The sequence below is a fragment of the Rhabdothermincola salaria genome, assembly GCF_021246445.1.
In the GTDB taxonomy this organism is placed as follows: Bacteria; Actinomycetota; Acidimicrobiia; order Acidimicrobiales; family Acidimicrobilacustridaceae; genus Rhabdothermincola_A; species Rhabdothermincola_A salaria.
On sequence record NZ_JAJQXW010000001.1, the window covers coordinates 23,628 to 46,604 of the forward strand.

The following is a 22,977-nucleotide window of genomic DNA, read 5'->3' on the forward strand; positions in this document are numbered from 1 at the left end:
GGCGTGTTCGGAGCACCGCTGAACTAGAACTAGATTGCAGTGGTCCGACGACTCCAGGGGGAGCCACACCAATGACGATGCCCGAGGGCCTCCCGATCATCGACACGATGATCGGGTTCCCGGCCAAGGACATGAAGGCCCAGTACGCCTTCATCACCCAGCAGACCAAGGACAAGGAGTCCAAGGAAGAGTTCGCCTTCCCGGCGGAGTACATGTTCAAGAAGCCGCCGGACAAGGAAAAGGCGCTCCAGGAGTCCGACGACCCGGTGGCCTACACCCTGGGCGAGATGGACAAGTGGGGCGTGGCCAAGGGCATGGTCGGCGTCGGCGGTCGCGGCGAAGAAGGTGCCGAGTCCACCGGTGAGGAGGCCATCGAGCGCCACCCCGACCGCTTCTTCGGTGCCGTGAACGGCGATCCCAACGAGGGCATGGCCGGCATCGAGAAGATCGTGCGGGCCTACGAGACCTGGGGTGTGAAGGCCATCACCATGTTCCCGGCGGGGTGCTTCCCGCAGGTGGCCATCAACGACAAGAAGATGTACCCGATCTACGCCAAGGCCTGCGAGCTCGACATCCCGGTCTTCGTCTGCACCGGCATTCCGGGTCCCCGGCTCAAGTTCCAGGTGCAACACGTCGAGCACGTCGACGAGGTCATGTACGACTTCCCCGAGCTCACCTACGTGAGCCGCCACGGCTGCGAGCCATGGACGGAGCTCATGGTGAAGCTCATGCTCAAGTGGCCGGGCCTGCACTACTCCACCTCGGCCTTCGCGCCGAAGCACTACAACCAGCGCATCATCGATTACGCCAACACCCGTGGGGCCGACAAGGTGATCTACGCCGGCTACTTCCCCATGGGGCTGTCGCTCGAGCGGATCATGACCGAGATGAAGAACGTCCCGTTCAAGGACGAGGTCTGGCCCAAGTTCCTGCACCAGAACGCCGAGCGCGTCCTGAAGCTGTAGGGCCCGCCCCGCACCATCCTCGAGACCCCGGCTGGTGCCGGGGTCTCGTCGCGCCCGGCTCCGGTCTCCCGGCACCCGGCACCCGGCACCCGGCGCCCGGCGCCCGTCGGAAGTGGGAGGGTGGCGGGAGGCCGCGGTACTGTCAGCGGCGGATCTGATGGAGCGTCAGAAACGCGCCGGACCCGGTTGGCGGGTGGCGCGGGCGCCCGACGTCGACACGGGAGACAGCGAACTGATGGGCAACTTCCTCGAGGGCAAGACGATCGCCGTGACCGGCGGAGGCCGGGGCATCGGTCGGGCCGTGTGCCTGGCGGCCGCCGCCGAGGGGGCCAACGTCGTGGTCGCCGACTACGGCGTGGCCGCCGACGGGTCCGAGCCCACGAGCGAGGTCGCCGACGCCGTCGTCGCCGAGATCACCGCCGCCGGCGGCAACGCGCTGGCCCTGGCCAACGACGTCTCCACCATGGAGGGCGGCGAGGGCATCGTGGGCGCGGCCCTCGACACCTACGGCTCGCTCAACGGCGTGGTCTGCGTGGCCGGCATCCTGCGCGAGCGGATGCTGTTCAACATGTCCGAGGAGGAGTGGGACGACGTCATCCGGGTGCACATGAAGGGCACCTTCACCGTCTTCAAGTCGGCCTCGGCCTACATGCGCAAGAACGGCGGCGGCTCCATGGTGTCGTTCACCTCCGGTGTGTGGTCGCTCGGCTCCACCGCCCAGGCCAACTACGCGGCCGCGAAGGGCGGCATCGTGTCGCTCACCTACTCGGCGGCGGCCGGCCTCTACCGCTACGGCGTGCGGGCCAACGCCATCGCCCCCGTGGCCCGCACCCGCATGTCGGCCAACGTTCCGATGGCCCTCGCCGAGAACGGCGAACCCGAGGACGTGGCCCCCATGGTCACCTATCTGCTCTCCGACCAGGCACAGGACGTCACCGGTCAGGTGTACTCGGTGGTGGGCGGCAAGATCGCCGTCTGGGACCAGCCCCGGGAGGTACGGGCCATGTACACCGACGGTCGTTGGACGCCGGAAGAGATCGCCACGTCGCTGCACGGCACCGTCGGCACCGAGCCGCTCAAGGCCATCCAGATGGCCGAGGAGAGCCGCCGGGCCGCCGCCGCCAACGAGCAGCCCAACGCCTGATGGGCCTGCCGGTCGACGTCTCCACCGTCGACGAGGAGACCTTCCGCGGCCAGGCCAAGGCGTGGTTGGCCGAGAACCTCGTCGGTGAGTACGCCACCCTCAAGGGTCGGGGTGGCCCCGGCGACGAAGAGGTCGGGTTCGAGATCCGCGAACGCTGGGAGCGGGTGCTGGGCGAGGCCGGCTGGATCGGGCTCGGGTGGCCCGTCGAGCACGGTGGCCGCAACGCCACCGTGGGCCAGCAGATCATCTGGGCCGAGGAGTACGCCCGGGCCCAGGCCCCCGGGCGGGTCAACCACATGGGCGAGAACCTGCTCGGTCCCACCCTCATCGCCCACGGCACCGAGGCCCAGCGCGAGCGCTTCCTCCCCGGCATCCTGCGGGGCGACGAGCGCTGGTGCCAGGGCTACAGCGAGCCCGACGCCGGCTCCGACCTGGCCAACGTCAAGACCCGCGCCTTCCTCGATGGCGACCAGTGGGTGATCAACGGCCAGAAGGTCTGGACCTCCCTGGCCCACGTGTCGCACTGGTGCTTCGTGGTCGCCCGCACCGACCCCGGCTCCTCCCGCCACAAGGGCCTCTCGTTCTTCCTGGTGCCCATGGACCAGGCCGGCGTCGAGATCCGCCCCATCATCCAGATCACCGGCGGCGGCGAGTTCAACGAGGTCTTCTTCTCCGACGCCACCACCGAGGCCGACCTCATCGTGGGCGAGCCCGGCAAGGGCTGGGGCGTGGCCATGGACCTGCTCGCCTTCGAGCGGGGCATCTCCACCCTCGCCCAGCAGGTCGGCTTCGAGCGCGAGCTCGACCACCTCGTTTCCCTGGCGCAGGCCAACGGGCGCGCCACCGACCCGGTCGTGCGCCAGCGCCTGGTCGACGCCCACATCGGGTTGCAGCTCATGCGCTGGAACGGCCTGCGGTCCATGGGCGCCGGCGTCCCCGGCCCCGAGGCCTCCATCTCCAAGCTGTTCTGGGGCCAGTGGCACTCCGACCTCGGCGAGCTGGCCATGGACCTCACCGGCCCCGAGGCCATGATCGCCGAGGGCTTCCCCTACGAGCTCACGCTCGATCAGAAGCTCTTCCTCTTCACCCGTTCCGAGACCATCTACGGCGGCAGCAACGAGATCCAGCGCAACGTGCTGGGCGAACGCGTGCTCGGCCTGCCCAAGGAGCCCAACCCGTCGTGAGCCCCGCTGCCCCCGAGTACCCCGCCCCCCACGGCCTGCTGGCCGGCAAGAAGGTCCTGGTCACCGCGGCGGCCGGCACCGGCATCGGCTTCGCCGCCGCCAAGCGCTGCGTGGAGGAGGGGGCCACCGTGGTCATCTCCGACAAGCACGAGCGGCGCCTGGCCGAGTCCGCCGACGAGCTCGGCGTCGCCGGCATCCCGTGCGACGTCACCGTCGAGGACGACGTGCAGCGTCTGATCGCCGGGGCCAACGAGGCCACCGGCGGCATCGACGTGTTCATCAACAACGCCGGCCTCGGTGGCGAGGTGCCCATCGTCGACATGACCGACGACCAGTGGAACCTGGTCCTCGACGTCACCCTCAACGGCACCTTCCGGTGCATGCGGGCCGAGATGAGCCACCTCTACGCCCACGGTGGCGGCGTCATCGTCAACAACGCCTCGGTGCTCGGCTGGCGGGCCCAGCACGGCCAGGCCCACTACGCGGCGGCCAAGGCCGGGGTCATGGCCCTCACCCGCTGCGCCGCGGTGGAGGCCGCCGAGCACGACGTGCGGGTCAACGCGGTGGCCCCCAGCCTGGCCATGCACCCGTTCCTGGCCAAGGTCACCACCGACGAGCTGCTGGCCGAGCTCGAGAGCCGCGAGGCCTTCGGTCGGGCGGCCGAGCCGTGGGAGATCGCCAACGTCATGGTCTTCCTGGCCTCGGACTACTCGACCTACATGACCGGCGAGGTCGTGTCGGTCTCCAGCCAGCACCCCTAGGCGGCCGGCGCCCACCGGTGGACGACCGACGAGGACCGCTGTCGCACCTGCGGGTGCTCGACCTCTCGCGCCTGTACCCGGGCGCCTACTGCACCCTGTTGCTGGCCGACCTCGGCGCCGACGTGGTCAAGGTGGAGGCGCCCGGTCGGGGCGACGGGCTGCGCGACCTCGAGCCCGGGGAGGTCAAGGCCGTGCACTCCGCCCTCAACCGGGGCAAGCGCTCGATGACGCTGAACCTCAAGCACGACCGGGCCCGCGAGGTCCTGGACCGGCTCGTCCGCCAGGCCGACGTGATCGTCGAGTCGCACCGCCCCGGTCAGCTCGACGCCCTCGGGCTGGGCTACGACGACCTGCGGGCCGAGAACCCGCGCCTCGTCTGGTGCTCGATCACCGGGTTCGGATCCACCGGTCCGCGGGCGCAGGCGCCCGGCCACGACCTGACGTACCTGGGCGCGGCCGGGGTGCTGTCCCAGCTGGGGCAGGGGGAGCACCCCCGGCAGCCCGACGTCGTGCTCACCGTCCCGGTGGGGGCGCTCACCGCGGTGGTGGGCATCCTGGCCGCGGTGGCCGAGCGGGACCGCACGGGGGAGGGGGCCCGCGTCGACGCCTCGATCACCGAGGCCGTCCAGTGGGTGATGTCCGACGCTGTCACCCGCCACGTGTCGGGCGCAGGACCGGAGTGGGGCCAGTTCGCGGCCAGCGCCGTGTACCGCTGCGCGGACGGCGCCCACGTCACCCTCACCGCCACCGAGCCCCGGTCGTGGAAGGCGCTGTGCGAGGCCCTCGACGCGCCGGACCTGGTCGATCACCGCATGGGGATCGACGACGAGGTGGCCGCCGCGGCGCGCCTCGCCGAGCTGTTCGACCGTCGTCCCGCCGCCGACTGGCTGGCCGACCCGGGTCTGGCCGGGGGCGTGGGCCCGGTGTTGGCGCCCGCCGACCTCCCCGACGACGAGCAGGTGAAGGCCCGCCGCGGCGTGCTGACCCTCGACGACGGCCTCCCGGTGGTGGCCAACCCAGTTCGGGTGGGCACCACCGACGGCGACGAGGCGTCCCTCGGGCGCACCCGCCCGCCGGCGCTCGGCGAGCACGCCGCCGACGTGCTCGCGGCGGCCGGCTACGACGCCGAGGCCATCGAGGCCCTGCGCGCCGACGGCGTGATCTGACGCTCGACCCCGCCGCGTCAGCTGCCAAGATGCCGGGATGGACGGACCCCGCGCCGCGACCCTCACCGACCTCGACGTGGTGGCCACCGCCCTGGGCGAGGCGTTCACCGACGATCCGCTCATGATCTGGGCGTTCCCCGACGACGAGTCGAGGCCCCGGGTCCTGCGGGGCATGTTCGGCTTCCTCGCCGAGCACCTCTACCTGCCCGACGGGGAGGTCGTGGTCGACGACCGTGGCGCCGCTGCGCTGTGGCAGCCTCCGGGCGCCCGAGGTGAGGACAGCGAGTCGTTCTGGGCCCAGCACGGCGCCGGCTTCGTGGAGGTCCTCGAGGGCCAGATCGAGCGGACCATGGTGCTCGGGGCGGCCATGGCCGAGCACCACCCCGACGAGGTCCACTGGTACCTGCCCGCCATCGGGGTGCGCCCGGTGGCCCACGGTCAGGGGGTGGGAGGAGCCCTGCTGGCCCACACGCTGGCGTCGGTCGACCGCGACGGGGCGGCTGCCTACCTCGAGGCCACCACGCCCCGCAGCGTCGTGCTCTACGAGCGCCACGGGTTCGAGGTCACCACCGAGTTCACCGTCGACGACAGCCCACCCATCTGGCCGATGGTGCGACCGGCGCGCTGAGCGAGGTGGTGATCGAGCGTCGGCTCGCAGGTCTCGACGACCTGGCAGAATCCGGATCTCCCGGGGACGGAGGGGTCACCTGGCCGAGTCGGGGCCGCCCTTCGCGGCGGTCGGGTCCGGCACCGGTGCCGACGTCGCAGGAGCTGGTGCGGGGTGCACCGGTGGGACACACGAAGGGTGGTCGGTCGTGAACGACGAGGTGCTGCACGTCGAACAGGACGAAGGGGTCGTCACCGTCACCATCGACGCCCCGCCCCTGAACCTGGTGGACGCCGACTTCATGGTCGCGCTCCTCGGTTGGCTGCCCGACGCCGAGGGCGACGACTCGGTGCGGGTGGTGGTGTTCCGTAGCGCCGACCCCGACTTCTTCTTGATGCACGGCGATGTGCACCAACTCGTCGACGTCGTGCCCGACCGCGGGGCCGAGGTGACCGAGCCCAACGTGGCGCAGGCCACGTTCGAGCGATTGCACCGGGCCCCGTTCTTCACCATCGGCGTCCTCGACGGGGTGGCGCGGGGAGGGGGCTGCGAGTTCCTCTCGGCGCTCGACCTGCGGATCGGCTCCTTCGGTTCGGTGGTGGGTCAGCCGGAGGCCGCCCTCGGCATCCTCCCCGGCGCGGGTGGCACCGTCCGGTGGTCCCGGCTGGTGGGGCGCTCCCGAGCGCTCGAGCTGTTGCTCACCGGACGGGACGTGCCCGCCGAGGAGGCGCTGGCGCTGGGCTGGTTGGACGCGCTGCTCCCGGCCCAGCACCTCGACGAGCACGCCATGGCGCTGGCGCGGAGGGTGGCCCGGCTCCCCCGAGCATCGATCGCCGCCGTCAAGGAGGTGGTCGACGCCGCCCTCACGGACGACGCCGAGGTGCTCGCCGTCGAGAACGCCGCCCTGACCCGGCTCATGGCCACGGGCGGGCACCAGGAACCGATGCGGAGGTTCCTCGCCGCCGGCGGCCAGACGAGGGAAGGTGAACGGGGCGACATCAGTGCCCTGCTGGCCGCCACGATGGGCGATGCCTGACGCTCCGGGGTTCCCCGCAGCGGAGGGCGGCTGTCAGCGGAACGTCTGGATGGGCAGGTGGGTGGCCATGGCGCTGCCCGGCGGGCCGAGGAGCGTGTGGGCTCGCAGGTTGCGCTTGTGGAACAAGGCCAACAGCTCGAGGTCCCACCGGCCCGTGCCGGCATCGGCGAGCACGAAGCGTTCGAGCTCGGCCTCCCCGGCGAACCAATCGTCGGGGCGGTGGCCGAGCACCTGGTGGATGTCGTCGAGGTCGGCGTCGCTGAGCGCGTCACCGACCTCGTCGACCCGGCGGACGTGCCGAGCGCTGCGGAACAGGGTGCGCAGGCGATAGGCCAGCCACTCGTCGTCGGTCTCGAGGTCGCGCAGCACGTCGGCCATGTTGGCCAGCGCCGTGGTGGCCCGGGACGGGCGCGGCTCGGGCACCGCCACCGTGGGCAACTCGACGTCGAGGATCTCGGCCAGGGCCTCGGTGGCGAACAGGTTCGTCTCCAGGCACCACTGCATGTTGGTCATGAGGTCGGTGTCGGCGTGCGGGGCCCGCACCGCCTGGCCGAGGGCCAGCTGGTTGGTGAGGGTGAAGGCGAAGTGGTGGCGCATCAGCGCCTCGAGGTCGACCGGGGCACCGGTCAGCTCCTCGTAGCGGGCGTAGAGCTCGGCGAACGAGCCGTAGCCGACGATGGTGTCGCGCATCCGCCACGCCGCCAGGTCCATCATCGGGTCGCCGAGGTGCCCGATCTCGAGGTCGAGCAGGGCGACGATGTGCCCGTCGGCCTGGTGGAACTGGCCGGAATCCCACACGATGGCGGACTGCCGGCCCTGGGAGTCGGGCGGGTTGCGGTGCAGCCAGCCGAGGCAGAACTCCATGAAGGGGTCGGGGCCGTTCTTGGTCGACCGATAGACGGCTTCGTACCTCGCCAGCCCGAAGGTGCCGGCGTCCTCGGGGCGCTCGGGACCCATGATCCCCGCAGCGCGGAACGGCTCGAGAGGCAGGGTGTGCAGGCGGGCGAGGATCTGCAGGTAGTCGTCGACCACGGCCCGACGGTCCTCGTCGGACGTCCCCCGGAAGTCCTGCTGGCCGCCGACCCGGTCCATCACATAGGCCAGCGGCTCGTCGATGAGCCCGTGCACCTTCGGCACCGGGATGCCGTGGTCGTGGAGCACCTGCTGGAGGCGCATCTCGTGGTCGAGCGGGAAGATCAGCGGCATGTCGGTGCGATCGCCGCGCACCACCAGCTCGAGGCGCTCCCCGTCTCGTTCCACGTCGGCGAACCACACCGGTCGCCACCGGGGCTGACGGCGCAGGTCACGCACCTCGCCGAGGTTGGTCTCCAGCCATCGGCGCACCTGCTCGGTGGCCGCCCCCCAGCGGTCCGCGGTCGGATCATCAGGGCTCATCGGTCCAGTGTGGTCCGGGAGCGCTCAGCCTTCGTCGATCACCGGCGGTCGGTCGCCGCCTCCGTGGGCGGCGACGTCGGCGCCGGTGACGTAGCCGGCGAGGTCGGAGGCCAACCAGACGGCCACGTCGCCGATCTCGGTGGGCTTCGCCAGACGCTGGATGGGGATGAGCGACTCCACCTGCTGGCGACGCTCGCCTTCGCCGTAGAAGAGCTCGGCCTGCTCGGTGAGGATGTAGCCGCAGGTGATGGAGTTCACCCGCACCGTCGGTGCCCACTCCATGGCCAAGGTGGTGGTGAGCTGCTTGAGCCCGGCCTTGGCCGCCCCGTAGGCGGCAGTGGTGGGGGAGGGGCGCTGGGCCACGATGGACCCGACGTTGACGATGGACCCGCCGCCGTCCTGGTCCTTCATGTGGTGGTGGGCGCGCTGGGCCACGTAGAGGGGGGCCAGCAGGTTGAGCGCCACGATGCGCTCGGAGAACCGGGGCGACGCGTCGGCGGAGTCGGCGGGGGGCGAGCCGCCGGCGTTGTTGACCACGCAGTCGAGGCGTCCGGCGGCCTCGTGGGCGGCGTCGACCGCGGCCCAGGCGGCCTCGCCCTCGCGCAGGTCGGCGGGGACGAAGATCCAGCCTTCGGGCAGCGGCTGCTCGGGTTCACGGCGGGCGCACACCACGACGGTGGCTCCGGCGTCGGCGAAGCGCTGGGCGATGCCGCGACCGACGCCCTTGGTGCCCCCGGTGACCAGCACCGCCTTGCCGCTCAGATCGATCTCCAGCGCCACTGCGGGCCTCCTCGGGTGCTCACGTGTTCGACGCCGCGACGCTACCGCCCGCACCGTCGGCCATCTGACGGACCGTCAGCTCACGTGTCGTAGGTCCAGTCCGGTCGCTTGCGGTCCTGGCGGTCGTCGTAGGTGACCCGGCCGTCGACGATGTCGGCGATCTTGGGGGTGGGCACGACGGACCGGTCGGACGGGCAGCGGCCTTCGAGGTGGGCGGCCACGTCGTCGGGGAAGGCCCGCAGGATGCTCGACACCATCACCCGTTCCTGCACCGGGATGTAGCAGCGGTTGCCGTCGGCGACGATGCGCAGGTTCTCGGCGATGCGCCCCAGGTCGGCATCCTCACCCTGGCCGGTGCGGATCCGGTCGAGGGCGGCAGTGATCTGCCCGGAGCCGAGCTTGCAGGGTGGGCACTGCCCGCACGACTCCACCGCGAGGAACCGGGACAGCATGGTGGCCACCTCGACCATGCAGGCCGAGTCGTCGTAGACGACGAACCCGGCCGAACCCAGGCCCACCCCGGCCTGCTCCATGGCGTCGAAGCAGAGCGGGGTGTCGAGCAGGTCGGCGGTGATCACGGCGTTCGACACCCCGGAGAACACGGCCTTGACGCTCCGGTCCGGGCGAGGCCCTCCGCACGTGTCCAGCACCTGGCGCAGCGGCGTCCCGGCCGGCACCTCGTGCACCCCCGGCCGGTCGACGTCACCCACGACCGTGCACGAGACCGAGCCGGGCGTGCCCTCGGTGCCTTCGGATCGGAACGCCTCCACCCCGTGAGCCAGGATCCACGCCACGTGGGCGAGGGTCTCGACGTTGTTGACCAGGGTGGGGTTGGCTCCCGCGGCCGGGTCGATGTCGCCGTCGGTGGCCTGCCAACCGAGCTGGGGGCCGGTGGCGAACAGGCCATGGAGGTACGGCGGGAGCCAGCGCGGGAGCGGCTCACGCCCCTCGATCACCTCGAGCAGGGCCTTCTCCTCGCCGAAGAGGTACTCCTCGGGCCCGGTGACGAGCGTGACCTCGATGCCGTGCAGCCACCCGGCTCCCTCGATCTCCCGCAACGCTCCCCTCAGCGCCGCGGTCTCCGGTTCGAAGCTGGCCTTCAACGCCACGAACGCCTGGCGAGCCCCCACCGTCTCCGCCGCGATCAGGACCCCCTCGAGCACGGCGAAGGGATTGGTGCGCAACAGGGTGCGGTCCTTGAACGTGCCGGGCTCCCCCTCGGCGCCGTTGGCCACCACGTAGCGGGTGCCGGGTGCGCCACCGGCCACCGAGCGCCACTTCACGGCCGCCGGGAACCCGGCCCCTCCCCGGCCCCGCAGCCCCGAGGCGGCCAGCACGGCGAGGGTCTCCTCCGCGCCGACGTGGCGAGCCCCCACCAGGCCGGCGCCGCCGCCCCGGGCCAGGTGGGCGTCGAGCGTCACGACGGGGTCCGACGGCAGGATGCGCGGGTCGAAGGCCATGGTCGGTCGCTCCTCGGGTGGGGTCGGGCGGGCACCGGCGGTCGGGCTCGACCATGGTGGCGGCCGCGGGCTCGACGTGACGGTCGGGGGTCAGGCGGGGCCGGTGGTGGTGTCGAGGGTGGACTCGTCGAGATGGCAACGCAAGCGGCAGCCGGCCCGCCGAGGGTCCTTGGCGACCAGGTCGTCGACGACGACGCCACCGATCGCGTCGGCCACCCCGACGGCCAGGCCGTGGTGGAGCTGGCAGACGGTCGCGGGATCGGCGAGCGCCGTCGTCTCGAACGGGCAGTTCTGCAGGACCAGATCGACGCTGGAGCCGCGACGGCGTTCGATCGGGTCGAAGCCCTGGCGGGCCATGACCCGGGTCAGCTCGGCGATGGGATCGTCCTCGCTCGGGCCTCGCTCGTGTTCGGCTCGGCCGGCGAGTCGACCGATCTCGGCCGGGGTCTGCCCCGTGCGGATCACCTCGCTGAGCCACTGGGCCAGGCGCTCGTAGGGGCCCGGCACCTCCCAGCGGCTGGCCGCGGTGGGGTCGACCCGGTAGACGAGCCGGGGCCGGCCGGGGCCGGCCGGCCGTGCCGTGGCCTCGGTGACGAGCCCGGCGTCGACCAGCTTGGCCAGGTGCTGGCGCACCGCGTTGTGGTTCAGCCCGACGTGGTCGGTGAGCTCGACGACCCCGACCGCGCTGGGTGCATCGGCGATGTAGCGGAAGAGGCGGTGGCGGGTGGGGTCGCCGAGGGCCCGGGCCTGCACCTGGAGGGTGGTCACGAGGGCTCGTCGCCGTCGGTGGGCGCCAGGGAGCCGGCGCTCCATCCCTTGGTGGCGACCTCGGCCAGCTCGCCGACGGTGTGGGCGGCGCGCAGGTCGTCGAGGTCGATCTCGCCGAGGGTCCGCTCGCCGAACTCCTCGACGATGGCGTCCCACAGGTCGAGCAACGCGAGGTCGCTGTCGATGCCGACCTCGCCGAGCTCCGTGTCGGCGCCGGCGGAGGACCGGTCGGGGACCTCCAGCACCACGAGCAGGAGTTCGAGGACGTCGTCGGAGGTGACCTGGTCTCGGTGTTGGTGGGTCTCGGCCGGCATGGCGGTCCTCGTGCAGGCGAAGGAGGGCACGTCTCGGGTGACGTTGATTACTCTACTCGTGACTAGAGAATCGAGCGAGGGTGGACGCTGCGGCCGAGGTCGGCGCCGCGCCTCTGCCCTCCCCCCACCTCCTGCGAGCGGGCCCTTCCATGACCGACCAGCCGCCAGCCGCCGCCGACGAGCCCGACCGCCGGGCCGATCGGGTGGCGGTGGTCCACCGACAGGCTCGACGCACCCTGTTGCTGGCCGTCGGCTTCACCGTCGCGGCGGCGATCGTCGTGGTGGTTCCCACGAGCACCGGCCGGTGGGTGCCCCTCCACCTCTTCTTCGTCGGCGGGCTGCTCCTGGCCGTGTCGGGGGCCACGCCGCTGCTCGCGGTGACCTGGTCGACCTCCATCCCGCCGCCCGACGCGGTGGTGCGGTGGCAACGGCTGCTGCTGGCCGCAGGGGCGGTCGGGCTGGTGCTCGCCCGGGAGCTCGACCTGTCCGACGTCGTGGTCGTCGTGGCCGGCAGCGGGCTCGGGCTGGCCCGGGCCGTCGACGCGTGGCCGGACCGGGCCGTCGCACTGGGGCAGGCCCACATGGTGGCCAACCTCTACGGGCTGGTGGGCATCGTCGTGGCCGCCACCCTGCCGTTCTTCGTGGCCACCCAGATCCGGTCGAAGATGGGGCCCCGGGCGTCGGCCCCGGCCATCCGGACGGTGCTCGTGGCGTTGGCCGTCGCCGCCGCACTCGCCTCGGCGGGGGCCATCCTCGAGGCGGCGGCGCTCACCGCGGTCGGGCTCGTCCTCTACGCCGTGGGGCTGATGGCCACCGTGGGGCTCTGCCCCCGACCCGTCCGCCGCCAGCTGCGCTGGGCCGGGCCCCGGGTCTGGCTGCTGGCCACCGGGATGGCGTGGTGGGTCGGAGCGACCGTCGCCCTCGCGGTCGAGGCCGCTGGCGGTCGCGAGACGTCCGATCGCACGACCCTGGTCCTGGTGGCCGTGGGTGGCTTCCTGCCCATCGTGCTGGGCTCGCTGGCCTACTTCGGGCCGGTGCTCCGCGGTGGGGGCCACGAGCGGCTGACGGAGGGCTTCGGCCTCACCCGGTCGTGGCTGGCACTCGGCGCGTGCAACGTGGCCGCGGTCGGCCTGGCGGCGTCCCAGCCGACGCTCGCGGCGGTGGCGCTGGGGGTGCTCGCCGTCGACGTCGTGGTCCGGCTGGTGCTCCTGATCAGGTGACCCGGGGGAGGTGCGTGCGGGCGGCCCCGCCGGGCGCCTCCGCCAGGGAGACCGGGTGGCCGACGAGCTGGTTGCTGTGGACCCGGGCCACGTTGTCGGCGAGCTCGAGGGCCCGATCGGCGTTGGGGCCGGACCAGCCGAGCTCGACGGTTTCGTGGAAGAGCGAGAGCCAACGCACGAAATGGGCGGCGGTGAACGGGCGCTGGGCGTGGATGTGGGCGTGGGCCTGGAAGGGGTTGCCCGTGTAGCCGGCCTGGCCGAGCAGGGCGCGGCACCAGAACGCGGTGAGCTTGGGCAGGTGCTCGGACCAGTCGACCCGCGCCACGTCGTTGAACAGCGGGCCGAGCAGCTCGTCCTGGGCCACGTCGGCGTAGAACCGGCGGACCAGCTCGGCGATCTGCTCGGGGCTGTCGAGATCGGCCCCGCTCGGATCGTGGTTCCTGTCGCCCATGTCGTCTCCTCGGTCACCGCAAATCTAGCAAATGCTAGAAGAACTTCCTTACGGCGGCCGGGCGGCGGCCGGGCGGCGGCCGGGCGGCGACCGGGTGCGCCGACGCGGAGGCCCCGATCAGTCGGCGACGTCGACCTTGGAGACCACGTTCGTGGGACGGACCCGGACCACCATCTCCGGTGGGACCGCGTTGCGGCGCCCGAAGGCCTCGGCGTGCTCCGCTCCCATGTAGCGGGCGGCGATGCGGGTGCTCCAGGTCAGCAGCTCGTCGGGGTCGGTGGAGGTGGTGGTCGTGCCGGTGATGGTGACGAAGCTGAAGGGCGGCTGTTCGTCGTCGAGGCAGAGGGCGACCCGGCCGTCGCGGAGGATGGCCCGTCCCTTCACCGTCTCGGCCGACGTCATGAACACGACGTCGTCGCCGTCGAGGTCGACCCACACGGGTGCCACGTGGGGGCTGCCGTCGGCGCGGGTGACGGCCAGCTTGGCGGTGTGGGCGGGGAGCGCGGTGAGGAAGTCCTTCCACCAGCCGGGCGGGGCGTCGTTGTAGGCCATGTGTCGTGGAACGGGCGGGCCGTCGGCTCCATTCCCCGGACGTCGCCGCAATCTGACTGCCCATCAGATCCTCGCTAGCGTCGGCCGGCATGGGCATCGAAGTCACCGTCGGCGACGACGGCATCGCGGAGGTCGTGCAGAACTGCCCTCCGGTCAACGCACTCACCGTGGCGCAGTGGTTCCAGCTGGCCGACGAGGTGCAGCGCCTCGGTGAGGACAAGGCCGTCCGAGCGGTCATCCTGCGGGCCGAGGGCAAGGGCTTCAACGCCGGGGTCGACATCAAGGAGATGCAGAACACCGAGGGCTTCGATGCCCTCATCGGCGCCAACCGGGGCTGCTTCGCCGCCTTCGCCGCCGTGTACGACTGCCCCGTCCCCGTCATCAGCGCGGTGCACGGCTTCTGCGTCGGTGGTGGCATCGGCCTCGTCGGCAACTCCGACGTCATCGTGGCTTCCGACGACGCCTTCTTCGGTCTCCCCGAGGTCGACCGGGGTGCGCTCGGCGCCGCCACCCACCTGGCCCGGCTGGTGCCACAGCACAAGATGCGCGAGATGGTCTACACGTCGGGCACCGCCACCGCCGCTCAGCTGCACGGCTGGGGTTCGGTGTCGCAGGTCGTGCCCCGCGACGAGCTGCTCGCCGCCACCCGCGAGGTCGCCGGCAACATCGCGGCCAAGTCGCCCACCGTCATCCGCGCCGCCAAGGAGAGCCTCAACGGCATCGACCTGTGGGACGTGAAGAAGAGCTACCGCTTCGAGCAGGGGTTCACCTTCGAGCTCAACCTGTCCGGCGTGGCCGACGAGCTGCGCGACGACTTCGTCGAGCACGGCCACCAGGGCGACAAGGGCTCTGCTGCCAGCGGCGCTGACGCCACGAACACCGAGAAGGGGAAGTAGATGGCCAACAAGCGCACGACCGAGGACGAGGCGGTCGCCACGCTGTCCGACGGCATGACCATCGGCATCGGGGGTTGGGGCAGCCGTCGCAAGCCCATGTCGCTGGTGCGGGCGCTGCTGCGCAGCGACCTCACCGACCTCACGATCGTCAGCTACGGCGGACCCGACGTCGGTCTGCTGTGCGCGGCCGGCAAGGTGCGCAAGCTGGTCTACGGCTTCGTGTCACTCGACTCCATCGCCCTCGAGCCCCACTTCCGGGCCGCGCGCCAGGCCGGCACCATCCCCGAGGTGGTCGAGTACGACGAGGGCATGCTCCAGTGGGGCCTCTACGCCGCCTCGCTGCGCCTGCCCTTCCTGCCCACCAGGGCCGGGCTGGGTTCCGACGTGGTCAAGAACTCCCCGGACCTGCGCACGGTCACCAGCCCCTACGCCGACGCCGAGGAGCTCCTGGCCGTGCCGGCCATCCCCCTCGACGCCGCCTTCGTGCACCTCAACCGGGCCGACGAGCGGGGCAACGCCCAGTTCCTCGGCCCCGACCTCTACTTCGACGACCTCTTCCTCGGCGCCGCCGCCACCGGAGGTCGCTTCGTGTCGGTCGAGAAGGTCGTCGCCACCGAGGAGCTGCTGGCCAACGGCTCGTTCCACACCCTGAAGATCAACCGATCGATGGTCGACGGTGTGATCGAGGCGCCCAACGGCGCCCACTTCACCAACTGCCAGCCCGACTACGAGCGCGACGAGGCCTTCCAGAAGGAGTACGCCAAGGCCGCCGCCGATCCCGAGGCCTGGGCCCAGTTCGAACAGACTTACCTCTCCGGCTCCGAAGCCGACTACCAGCAGGCGGTGAAGAACCGATGAGCGATGCCAACACCACCACCGACGCCACCCTCGCCGAGATCTGCGTGGCCGCCGTCGCCGATGCCTTCGCCGGCGACGGCGAGATCTTCGCCTCGGGCATGGGCACCATCCCCATGCTCGGCGCCCGCCTGGCCCGGGCCACCAACGAGCCCGATCTGCTGATCAGCGACGGCGAGGCCTTCTTCGTCGCCAACGACCTCGCCGTCGGCAGCTCCGACAAGCAGGTCGAGGGCTGGATCCCGTTCCGCACCGTGTTCGACACGCTGTGGGGCGGGCGGCGCCACGTGGTCATGGGTGCCAGCCAGATCGACGCCCACGGCAACCAGAACATCGCCAACATCGGCCCGTGGGACAAGCCCAAGGCCCAGCTCCTCGGTGTGCGCGGCGGCCCCGGCAACACCATCAACCACACCACCACCTACTTCATCCCCAAGCACACCGACCGGGTGTTCGTGCCCAAGGCCGACACCGTGTCGGGCGTGGGCTACGACCGCGCCGCCGAGCTGGGCGACTGGGTGAAGGCCCACCACGAGATCCGCCGGGTGGTCACCAACCTGGCCGTGCTCGACTTCGACTCGCCCGACCACCGCATGCACCTGGTGTCCACCCACCCCGGTGTCAGCGTCGACGACGTGGTGTCCAACACCGGCTTCGAGCTGGTCGTCGGCGACGACGTGGCGACCACCCGGCTGCCCACCGCCGAGGAGCTGCGCATCCTGCGCGAGGTCCTCGACCCCAAGGGCTTCCGCGAGCGCGAGCTGCCGTCGTGACCGCCGAGGAGCGCTGATGCACCCCGCCCTGCACACCCCCCTGGTCGACCTGCTCGGCTCGAAGTACCCGATCGTGCAGACGGGCATGGGCTGGGTGGCCGGCCCCAGCCTGGTGTCGGCCACCTCCAACGCCGGCGCGTTCGGCATCATCGCCTCGGCGACGATGACCTACGACGAGCTGGCCCGGGCCATCACCACGGTGAAGGGGCGCACGCAGGCCCCGTTCGGCGTGAACCTGCGCGCCGACGCCGACGACATCCGGGCCCGGCTCGACCTGTTGATCGCCGAGGGCGTCCCGGTGGCCTCGTTCGCCCAGGCCCCCAAGAAGGACCTGATCGACCACCTCCACGACCACGGCGTGAAGGTCATGCCCTCCATCGGGGCCAAGCGCCACGCCGAGAAGGTCATGGAGTGGGGTGTCGACGCCATCCTGGTCCAGGGCGGCGAGGGCGGCGGCCACACCGGTGCGGTGCCCACCTCCCTGCTGCTCCCCGAGGTCGTCGACGTGGTCGACGGCCGGGTGCCGGTGGTGGCCGCCGGCGGCTACTTCGACGGGCGCGGCCTGGTCTCGGCGCTGGCCTACGGAGCCAGCGGCGTGGCCATGGGCACCCGCTTCCTGCTCACCTCCGACTCGTCGGTGCCGGTGGAGGTCAAGCAGGCCTATCTGGGCACACCGGTCACCGGCACCGTCGTCACCACCAAGATCGACGGCGCTCCCCATCGGGTCATCCGCACCGAGCTGGTCGACGAGATGGACTCTGCGTCCGCGCTCACCGCCGTGCCCAAGGCGGTGGCCAATGCCGCCAAGTTCCGCTCCTACACCGGCTTGTCGTGGCTCGAGATGGCCCGCGAGGGCCTGGCCATGAAGAAGCGCATGGACCTGTCGTGGGCCGAGGTCATCATGGCCGGCAACACGCCCATGCTCACCAAGGCCACCCTGGTCGACGGCCGTCTCGATGCCGGCATCCTGCCCACCGGGCAGGTGGTGGGCGTCATCGACGACCTGCCCACCGCCGCCGAGGTGGTCGACCGCATCGTGGCCGAGGCCGGCGAGGTGCTCGGTCGCCTCACCGGTGGCGTGCCCGCTCGCCGATCCCCGGCCCGCGAGTCCGACTGAGCACACCGGTGTCCGAGACCCGATCCCGTGAGAGGCGAACCCCATGAGCGATGACACCCCGAACGCCCAGACCGTGCTCGACGGGCCCGACGCGGTGAGGGCCGCGGTGGGCACCCACCTCGGCCACAGCGACTGGCTCGAGGTCGACCAGGAGCGCGTGAACCTGTTCGCCGACGCCACCGGCGACCACCAGTGGATCCACGTCGATCCGGAGAAGGCGAAGGACGGCCCCTTCGGCGGTCCCATTGCCCACGGCTACCTCACCCTTTCGCTGTCCAACCTCTTCCTGCCCCAGATCATCGAGACCAAGGGCTTCTCGGCCGGGGTGAACTACGGCGCCGACAAGGTGCGGTTCATCTCCCCGGTCAAGGTGGGCGACCGCATCCGCGGGGGTGCCGAGCTGGTCGAGGTCACCGACGTGAAGGGCGGCATCCAGACCCTGGTGCGCATCACCATCGAGATCGAGGGCGGCGCCAAGCCGGCGTGCGTCATCGACTCGCTCAGCCGCTGGCTGTCCTGAACCGGCGCCGCCGAGCGGTGGCCCCGCCTACGCTCACGATGTCCATCGCACGTCAGCGCAGGGGGAGAACGTGACCAATCCGATCGGGCCGCTCACCGGAGCCGACGAGTGGTTCAGCCACCAGATCGTCGACACCTTCGCCGCGGTCGGCACCAGCGACCCGGCATGGACCGAGAAGGTCTGTGCCATGGCCGCGGCCACCGACGGGAGCCTGCAGCTGGGCTTCGGTCTGGGCAAGTACACCAACCGCAACGTCATGGACTGCTACGCCGGGATCTCTCGTGGCGTCGAGCAGATCACGGTGCGGGCCAGTCGCCGCCTGGCCGACGACGCCGAGCTCATCGGCGCCGGCCCGGTGCGCTACGAGATCGTGGAGCCCCTGCGCCAGATCCGCTTCGTGCTCGAGGCCAACGACACCCAGCCCATCGCCTTCGACTGGCTGTTCACCGCCGAGCTGCCCGCCACCCTCGAGGACCGCACCCACACCCGCCAGGGCTACCGCGTGTCGGCCGACCTCGTGCGCTACCACCAGATCGGCACCTGTTCGGGATGGGTGGAGGTCGACGGCGAGCGCACCGAGCTCGACCCCGACTCCTGGGTGTCGACCCGCGACCACTCGTGGGGGGTGCGCTACGACATCGGGGAGCCGGCCACCGACCTCGAGCCGACGCGCGGCCTCGAGGGCGGCACGTTCCAGTTCGTCTGGAGCCCCATCCTCATGGAACGGCCCGACGGCACCCGCTACGGGTTGTTCCTCAACGTGTCCAAGATGGCCTTCCCCGGGTTCGAGCAGAAGACCACGATGGCCATGGTGGAGCACCCCGACGGCCGCATCGAGCGCATCGTCGACCTCGAACCCGAGCTCGCCTACGACCCCACCAACCGCCGCCTGCGCGGCGGCACGCTGCACGCCACGCTCGAGGACGGCTCCGCCCGGGCGCTGCAGGTGGAGGTGGTCTCCGACACCGGCTTCCACCTCGGTGCCGGCCTGTACTTCGGCTTCGCCGGGCACCACCACGGCGAGTGGCGAGGACCGCTCAACGTGGAGGGTGAGCGCATCGACGACTGCACCACCGCCGAGAACGCCCGACGCCTGCACCAGATCCGCGACACCGTGGTGCGCGTCACCGACCCCGTCGGTGGCGGGGTGGGCTACGGCAACATGCAGCCCATCGTCACCGGGGCGTTCCCCGACCTGGGCCTCGACGCCGACTCCTCGTTCATCTGAGCTGAGCAGCGTCGAGCCCGCGGATCAGCTGTCGGGGACGAAGTAGGGGTTGAGCTCCACGGCGGTCGGCTGCTCGAAGAAGGCCCGCACGGACACGACCTTGCCGTCGTCGCGGACCTTCCAGATCTCGATGCTGTCGACCACGGCCTCGTCGCCGTGGACGACGCCCTGGTTGCGCATCAGCACCACGGCCTCGTCGCCACCGGTGACGATGCGCTGGGGGTGCAGGGTCCACACCCGACCCTCGGTGTAGGAGTTGTCCCACGAACCCTCGGCCGCCGTGCGTCCGGGCTTGGGCGCCTTGCCCACCGGGTCCTCGAACACGATCTCGTCGGCGAACAGCTCCAGCCAGCGCTCGCGGTCGCGTGCGTTCCAGCGGGCGGCGTGTTCCTCGATGGCGCGTCGCGCCGGATGGGGGGTGCTCATGTGCAGGTTGTAGCCGATCTGCGGCGGTGTGCTTGACAGTTCCACGATCGGGCGGTCAAGGTGGTCGCCGTGCCGATCACCTCTCGCACCCTCCTCCTTCTCGTCTAGGCGAGCGCCCCACCAGCGCTCGCCGAAGCTCCTGTGCCTGCGGGCCGGGAGCTTCTTTCGTTTTCGCCCTCCGCTCCCATCTCCTGCACGCTGCGTACGCCGTCTCCTCCGAGGACCCCCAACATGCCGCCCGAACCCGTCCAGCCCCGCCGGATGCCCTTCGAGAAGTACCGGCGTTTCGATCCGCTCGAGCTGCCCGACCGCACCTGGCCGAACCGGACGCTCGAGAAGGCCCCCACCTGGTGCGCGGTCGACCTGCGCGACGGCAACCAGGCCCTCATCGACCCCATGGACCCGGCTCGCAAGCGCCGCATGTTCCAGACGTTGGTCGACATGGGCTTCAAGGAGATCGAGGTCGGCTTCCCGGCCGCGTCGCAGCCCGACTTCGACTTCGTCCGCCAGCTGGTGGAGGACGACCTCGTCCCTGACGACGTCACCATCCAGGTCCTCACCCAGTGCCGCGACGACCTGATCGCCCGCACCTTCGAATCGCTCGAGGGCTCCCACCACGCGATCGTGCACTTCTACAACTCCACCTCGATCCTGCAGCGCCGCGTGGTGTTCGGGCTCGACCGGCCCGGCATCACCGACATCGCCGTGAACGCCGCCCGCATGTGCCGCAAGCTCACCGAGACCCTGCCGGGCACCGACGTGCGTTTCGAGTACTCGCCGGAGAGCTACACCGGCACCGAGGTCGACTACGCGGTGGAGATCTGTGAGGCGGTGGCCGAGATCATCGAGCCCACGCCCGAACGGCCGCTCATCATGAACCTGCCGGCGACGGTGGAGATGTACTCGCCCAACCGGTACGCGGACACGATCGAGTGGTTCCTGCGCACCGTGCGCGACCGTGAGTCGGTGGTGCTGTCGCTGCACCCCCACAACGACCGGGGCTGCGCCGTGGCCGCCGCCGAGCTGGGCGTGCTGGCCGGCGCCGACCGGGTGGAGGGTTGCCTCTTCGGCAACGGCGAGCGCACCGGCAACGTCGACATCGTGACCCTCGCCATGAACCTGTTCACCGAGGGCATCGACCCCGAGCTCGACATCAGCGACATCGACGCCCTGCGCCGCACCGCCGAGCACTGCAACCGCCTGCCGGTGCACGAGCGCCACCCCTACGCCGGCGACCTCGTCTACACCGCCTTCTCCGGTTCGCACCAGGACGCCATCAAGAAGGGGTTCGCCGCCCTCTACGCCGAGGCCGAGGCGGCCGGACGGGGACGCGACTACGAGCGGTGGGAGGTGCCCTACCTGCCCATCGACCCCGCCCACGTGGGCCGCACCTACGAGGCCGTCATCCGGGTGAACAGCCAGTCGGGCAAGGGCGGCGTGGCCTACATCATGGAGACCGAGCACGGCTTCAGCCTGCCTCGGCGCCTCCAGATCGAGTTCTCCAAGACCATCCAGGCGATCACCGAGGACACCGGCACCGAGGTGACCGCGGCCGCCATGTGGGCCGCCTTCTCCGACACCTACTTCCCCGACGAGCCCACGGTCGAGCTGCGGGGCCACGAGACCACCACCGGCTCCGACGGCGCCACCACCGTCACCGCCCACCTGTTGCGCGACGGTGTGCCGAGCACGGTGCAGGGCACCGGCAACGGACCCATCGCCGCCTTCGTCCACGCCCTGCGCGACGACCTCGGGGTGGGGCTCGACGTCGTCGACTACAGCGAGCACGCCCTGGGGGTGGGCTCCGACGCGGTGGCCGTGTCCTACGTCGAGACGAGCAGCCCCGACGGCACCCTGCGCTGGGGCGTGGGCACCGATCCGAGCATCATCGGTGCCTCGTTCCGGGCCGTGCTGTCGGCGCTGCACCGCCAGGGTGAGGTCTGAGGGAGCGGACGAGACCTCTCGGGCACCGCCGGCCGGGGGCGATCGCCACCTGGGTGCGCGCTGCACGAGGCCGAACGACGCCACCCCTGTCGTGGGGCAACCCTGACGAACCAAGAGGCTTCTGGCAATCCCCCGATGCCGTGTGGTGGTCCGGACCAGGCTGTGGTCAGGCGATGACGCCTTCGTCGCGCAGGCGGGCGATGGCGTCGGCGTCGAGGCCCAGCTCGCTCGCCAGCACCTCGTCGGTGTGCTCGCCCAGCCACGGCATGCGCGTCTCGGGACCGTCGGGCATCTTCGACATCTTGATGGGGTTGCCCGGGGTGAGCACCGGGTCGCCGCCCTCGGGGCGGGGGATCTCGACCACCATGTTGCGGGCGGCCAGGTGGGGATCGTCGATCACCTGGGGCGGGGTGAGGCACGGTCCGGCGGCCACGCCGGCCTCGGCCAGGGCGAAGCAGGCCTCGACGTTGGTCTTGTCGGCGGCCCAGGCGGCGAGGCCCGGCCGGATGATGTCGTCCATGTGGTCACGCCACCCCTGCCGGGTGGCCAGGCGCTCGTCGGTGGTCCACTCGGGCTGGCCCACCAGCTCGGCCAGGCGGGCGAACTCGTGCTCACGGCCCACTTGGACGATGAACCACCCGTTGGACGCCTCGAAGCCGTCGAGGATCATGGGCAGGCCCTGTCCGGGCTTCGGCCAGGCGCCCATGGACCAGAAGTTCACGACGATGTCGGTCATGGCGACCATGGAGTCGAACATGGCCACGTCGACGTACTGGCCCTGACCGGTGACGTCGCGGTGGCGCAGGGCGGCGAGCAGGCCGATGGTGGCGAACAGGGCGGTGCCGATGTCGCCCAGCGCCCCGACCGGCGACGCCATGGGGGGCTGGCCGGGGGGCCGCTTGTAGTCGTAGATGCCCGACATGGCCTCGGCGATGGCGGCGTAGGCGGGCCAACCGTCGTACGGGGTGGGCGTGGTGTTGCCGAAGCCCGAGACCGACACGTACACCACCTCCGGGTGCACGGCGGCCACGTCGTCGTAGCCGAGGCCCATCCGGGCCAGGGCGCCGCCCTTGAAGTTCTCGGCCACGATGTCGAACCGAGGGATCAGGTCCAACACCAGCTGGCGCCCGGCATCGCTCTTGAGGTCGACGCAGATCGACCGCTTGTTGAGGTTGTTGCGCAGGAAGGTGGCGCCGACGGTGCGGCCCTCGGGGTCGGTGACCGAGGGCTGTGAGCCACGACCGAGGTCGCCGCCCTTCACGCTCTCGATCTTGACCACCTCGGCACCGAGGCGGGTGAGCAGCTGGGTGGCGTAGGGCAGGGCCTGCATCTGCTCGAGGGCCAACACCCGCACGCCCTCGAGGGGGCGTCCGAAGGGGAGGGCGTCGGGGTTGCCGGTGTCTCCGAGTTGCATG

At 71.3% G+C, this 22,977-nt stretch carries 24 protein-coding genes; 15 read left to right on the forward strand and 9 right to left on the reverse strand.

Annotation, left to right across the window (positions count from 1 at the left end; translation table 11 throughout):
- The first annotated feature begins 71 nt into the window (after positions 1 to 71).
- The 7 genes from LUW87_RS00115 (at position 72) to LUW87_RS00145 (ending at position 6,863) form a co-directional block, all read left to right on the forward strand.
- A complete protein-coding gene (locus tag LUW87_RS00115; protein WP_232669043.1) occupies positions 72 to 965 on the forward strand; it encodes an amidohydrolase family protein in 894 nt (297 codons plus the stop codon).
- A gap of 235 nt (positions 966 to 1,200) precedes the next feature.
- The gene (locus LUW87_RS00120; RefSeq protein ID WP_346742409.1) at positions 1,201 to 2,109 is read left to right on the forward strand and encodes an SDR family oxidoreductase; all 909 of its coding nucleotides are present in this window, start codon (positions 1,201 to 1,203) and stop codon (positions 2,107 to 2,109) included.
- Entirely contained in the window at positions 2,109 to 3,293 is a 1,185-nt protein-coding gene (locus LUW87_RS00125; protein ID WP_232669045.1) for an acyl-CoA dehydrogenase family protein, read from the forward strand. Before LUW87_RS00120 ends, LUW87_RS00125 begins: the two co-directional genes overlap by 1 nt.
- Positions 3,290 to 4,054: an SDR family oxidoreductase gene (locus LUW87_RS00130; protein ID WP_232669046.1), complete on the forward strand. Its 765-nt coding sequence runs from the start codon at positions 3,290 to 3,292 to the stop codon at positions 4,052 to 4,054. The genes LUW87_RS00125 and LUW87_RS00130 overlap by 4 nt, the downstream gene beginning before the upstream one ends.
- Before the next feature lie 17 nt (positions 4,055 to 4,071).
- Positions 4,072 to 5,220, forward strand: a complete 1,149-nt coding sequence (locus LUW87_RS00135; RefSeq protein WP_232669047.1) for a CaiB/BaiF CoA transferase family protein — start codon at positions 4,072 to 4,074, stop codon at positions 5,218 to 5,220.
- A 37-nt stretch (positions 5,221 to 5,257) separates the two neighbouring features.
- Entirely contained in the window at positions 5,258 to 5,848 is a 591-nt protein-coding gene (locus tag LUW87_RS00140; RefSeq protein ID WP_232669048.1) for a GNAT family N-acetyltransferase, read from the forward strand.
- Between the two features lie 187 nt (positions 5,849 to 6,035).
- Positions 6,036 to 6,863 (forward strand): enoyl-CoA hydratase/isomerase family protein, encoded by an 828-nt coding sequence (locus LUW87_RS00145; RefSeq protein WP_232669049.1) that lies wholly within the window; start codon positions 6,036 to 6,038, stop codon positions 6,861 to 6,863.
- A gap of 33 nt (positions 6,864 to 6,896) precedes the next feature.
- Here the strand turns inward: LUW87_RS00145 and LUW87_RS00150 are convergent, their stop codons facing one another.
- The 5 genes from LUW87_RS00150 to LUW87_RS00170 form a co-directional block, all read right to left on the reverse strand.
- On the reverse strand, positions 6,897 to 8,258 hold the full coding sequence (locus LUW87_RS00150) for a phosphotransferase family protein (protein ID WP_232669050.1): 1,362 nt from the start codon (positions 8,256 to 8,258) through the stop codon (positions 6,897 to 6,899).
- 24 nt (positions 8,259 to 8,282) lie between these two features.
- The gene (locus LUW87_RS00155) at positions 8,283 to 9,038 is read right to left on the reverse strand and encodes an SDR family oxidoreductase (RefSeq protein WP_232669051.1); all 756 of its coding nucleotides are present in this window, start codon (positions 9,036 to 9,038) and stop codon (positions 8,283 to 8,285) included.
- An 80-nt stretch (positions 9,039 to 9,118) separates the two neighbouring features.
- Entirely contained in the window at positions 9,119 to 10,498 is a 1,380-nt protein-coding gene (locus tag LUW87_RS00160; protein ID WP_232669052.1) for an NADH-ubiquinone oxidoreductase-F iron-sulfur binding region domain-containing protein, read from the reverse strand.
- A 90-nt stretch (positions 10,499 to 10,588) separates the two neighbouring features.
- Complete coding sequence (locus tag LUW87_RS00165) at positions 10,589 to 11,266, reverse strand: helix-turn-helix transcriptional regulator (protein WP_232669053.1); 678 nt, start codon at positions 11,264 to 11,266, stop codon at positions 10,589 to 10,591.
- The gene (locus LUW87_RS00170; RefSeq protein WP_232669054.1) at positions 11,263 to 11,580 is read right to left on the reverse strand and encodes a hypothetical protein; all 318 of its coding nucleotides are present in this window, start codon (positions 11,578 to 11,580) and stop codon (positions 11,263 to 11,265) included. Before LUW87_RS00170 ends, LUW87_RS00165 begins: the two co-directional genes overlap by 4 nt.
- A gap of 149 nt (positions 11,581 to 11,729) precedes the next feature.
- Here LUW87_RS00170 and LUW87_RS00175 point away from each other — a divergent pair, with 149 nt between their 5' ends.
- Complete coding sequence (locus LUW87_RS00175; protein ID WP_232669055.1) at positions 11,730 to 12,800, forward strand: hypothetical protein; 1,071 nt, start codon at positions 11,730 to 11,732, stop codon at positions 12,798 to 12,800.
- On the opposite strand, the gene LUW87_RS00180 is transcribed toward LUW87_RS00175, so the two are convergent.
- Both LUW87_RS00180 and LUW87_RS00185 read right to left on the reverse strand, forming a co-directional pair.
- Positions 12,793 to 13,251, reverse strand: a complete 459-nt coding sequence (locus LUW87_RS00180) for a group III truncated hemoglobin (protein ID WP_232669056.1) — start codon at positions 13,249 to 13,251, stop codon at positions 12,793 to 12,795. The genes LUW87_RS00175 and LUW87_RS00180 overlap by 8 nt on opposite strands.
- Positions 13,252 to 13,368: 117 nt before the next feature.
- Entirely contained in the window at positions 13,369 to 13,803 is a 435-nt protein-coding gene (locus LUW87_RS00185; RefSeq protein ID WP_232669057.1) for a PPOX class F420-dependent oxidoreductase, read from the reverse strand.
- 89 nt (positions 13,804 to 13,892) lie between these two features.
- Here LUW87_RS00185 and LUW87_RS00190 point away from each other — a divergent pair, with 89 nt between their 5' ends.
- From LUW87_RS00190 to LUW87_RS00215, 6 genes are all read left to right on the forward strand, one after another.
- Positions 13,893 to 14,699: an enoyl-CoA hydratase family protein gene (locus LUW87_RS00190; RefSeq protein ID WP_232669058.1), complete on the forward strand. Its 807-nt coding sequence runs from the start codon at positions 13,893 to 13,895 to the stop codon at positions 14,697 to 14,699.
- Positions 14,700 to 15,557 carry a CoA transferase subunit A gene (locus LUW87_RS00195; RefSeq protein ID WP_232669059.1) on the forward strand — a complete coding sequence of 286 codons (858 nt, stop codon included), beginning with the start codon at positions 14,700 to 14,702 and terminating at the stop codon, positions 15,555 to 15,557.
- The gene (locus LUW87_RS00200) at positions 15,554 to 16,327 is read left to right on the forward strand and encodes a CoA-transferase subunit beta (protein ID WP_232669060.1); all 774 of its coding nucleotides are present in this window, start codon (positions 15,554 to 15,556) and stop codon (positions 16,325 to 16,327) included. The genes LUW87_RS00195 and LUW87_RS00200 overlap by 4 nt, the downstream gene beginning before the upstream one ends.
- 28 nt (positions 16,328 to 16,355) lie before the next feature.
- Positions 16,356 to 17,444, forward strand: coding sequence for an NAD(P)H-dependent flavin oxidoreductase (locus LUW87_RS00205; RefSeq protein WP_430300524.1), 1,089 nt, complete (start codon positions 16,356 to 16,358; stop codon positions 17,442 to 17,444).
- Positions 17,445 to 17,487: 43 nt separating this feature from the next.
- Positions 17,488 to 17,964, forward strand: a complete 477-nt coding sequence (locus LUW87_RS00210; RefSeq protein WP_232669062.1) for a MaoC family dehydratase — start codon at positions 17,488 to 17,490, stop codon at positions 17,962 to 17,964.
- 70 nt (positions 17,965 to 18,034) lie between these two features.
- Positions 18,035 to 19,192, forward strand: coding sequence for an Rv3169 family protein (locus tag LUW87_RS00215; protein WP_232669063.1), 1,158 nt, complete (start codon positions 18,035 to 18,037; stop codon positions 19,190 to 19,192).
- Positions 19,193 to 19,216: 24 nt separating this feature from the next.
- On the opposite strand, the gene LUW87_RS00220 is transcribed toward LUW87_RS00215, so the two are convergent.
- Positions 19,217 to 19,663 carry a nuclear transport factor 2 family protein gene (locus LUW87_RS00220; RefSeq protein ID WP_232669064.1) on the reverse strand — a complete coding sequence of 149 codons (447 nt, stop codon included), beginning with the start codon at positions 19,661 to 19,663 and terminating at the stop codon, positions 19,217 to 19,219.
- Positions 19,664 to 19,849: 186 nt separating this feature from the next.
- Here LUW87_RS00220 and leuA point away from each other — a divergent pair, with 186 nt between their 5' ends.
- On the forward strand, positions 19,850 to 21,562 hold the full coding sequence (gene leuA / locus LUW87_RS00225) for a 2-isopropylmalate synthase (RefSeq protein WP_232669065.1): 1,713 nt from the start codon (positions 19,850 to 19,852) through the stop codon (positions 21,560 to 21,562).
- A 166-nt stretch (positions 21,563 to 21,728) separates the two neighbouring features.
- Here the strand turns inward: leuA and LUW87_RS00230 are convergent, their stop codons facing one another.
- Positions 21,729 to 22,976 (reverse strand): CaiB/BaiF CoA transferase family protein, encoded by a 1,248-nt coding sequence (locus tag LUW87_RS00230; protein ID WP_232669066.1) that lies wholly within the window; start codon positions 22,974 to 22,976, stop codon positions 21,729 to 21,731.
- Position 22,977: the final 1 nt, after the last annotated feature.

Coding starts and splice junctions, on each gene's coding strand:
- LUW87_RS00115 (WP_232669043.1), top strand. CDS start 72: ATGACGATGCCCGAGGGCCTCCCGATCATCGACACGATGATCGGGTTC.
- LUW87_RS00120 (WP_346742409.1), top strand. CDS start 1,201: ATGGGCAACTTCCTCGAGGGCAAGACGATCGCCGTGACCGGCGGAGGC.
- LUW87_RS00125 (WP_232669045.1), top strand. CDS start 2,109: ATGGGCCTGCCGGTCGACGTCTCCACCGTCGACGAGGAGACCTTCCGC.
- LUW87_RS00140 (WP_232669048.1), top strand. CDS start 5,258: ATGGACGGACCCCGCGCCGCGACCCTCACCGACCTCGACGTGGTGGCC.
- LUW87_RS00150 (WP_232669050.1), bottom strand. CDS start 8,258: ATGAGCCCTGATGATCCGACCGCGGACCGCTGGGGGGCGGCCACCGAG.
- LUW87_RS00160 (WP_232669052.1), bottom strand. CDS start 10,498: ATGGCCTTCGACCCGCGCATCCTGCCGTCGGACCCCGTCGTGACGCTC.
- LUW87_RS00170 (WP_232669054.1), bottom strand. CDS start 11,580: ATGCCGGCCGAGACCCACCAACACCGAGACCAGGTCACCTCCGACGAC.
- LUW87_RS00175 (WP_232669055.1), top strand. CDS start 11,730: ATGACCGACCAGCCGCCAGCCGCCGCCGACGAGCCCGACCGCCGGGCC.
- LUW87_RS00180 (WP_232669056.1), bottom strand. CDS start 13,251: ATGGGCGACAGGAACCACGATCCGAGCGGGGCCGATCTCGACAGCCCC.
- LUW87_RS00185 (WP_232669057.1), bottom strand. CDS start 13,803: ATGGCCTACAACGACGCCCCGCCCGGCTGGTGGAAGGACTTCCTCACC.
- LUW87_RS00190 (WP_232669058.1), top strand. CDS start 13,893: ATGGGCATCGAAGTCACCGTCGGCGACGACGGCATCGCGGAGGTCGTG.
- LUW87_RS00195 (WP_232669059.1), top strand. CDS start 14,700: ATGGCCAACAAGCGCACGACCGAGGACGAGGCGGTCGCCACGCTGTCC.
- LUW87_RS00200 (WP_232669060.1), top strand. CDS start 15,554: ATGAGCGATGCCAACACCACCACCGACGCCACCCTCGCCGAGATCTGC.
- LUW87_RS00210 (WP_232669062.1), top strand. CDS start 17,488: ATGAGCGATGACACCCCGAACGCCCAGACCGTGCTCGACGGGCCCGAC.
- leuA (WP_232669065.1), top strand. CDS start 19,850: ATGCCGCCCGAACCCGTCCAGCCCCGCCGGATGCCCTTCGAGAAGTAC.
- LUW87_RS00230 (WP_232669066.1), bottom strand. CDS start 22,976: ATGCAACTCGGAGACACCGGCAACCCCGACGCCCTCCCCTTCGGACGC.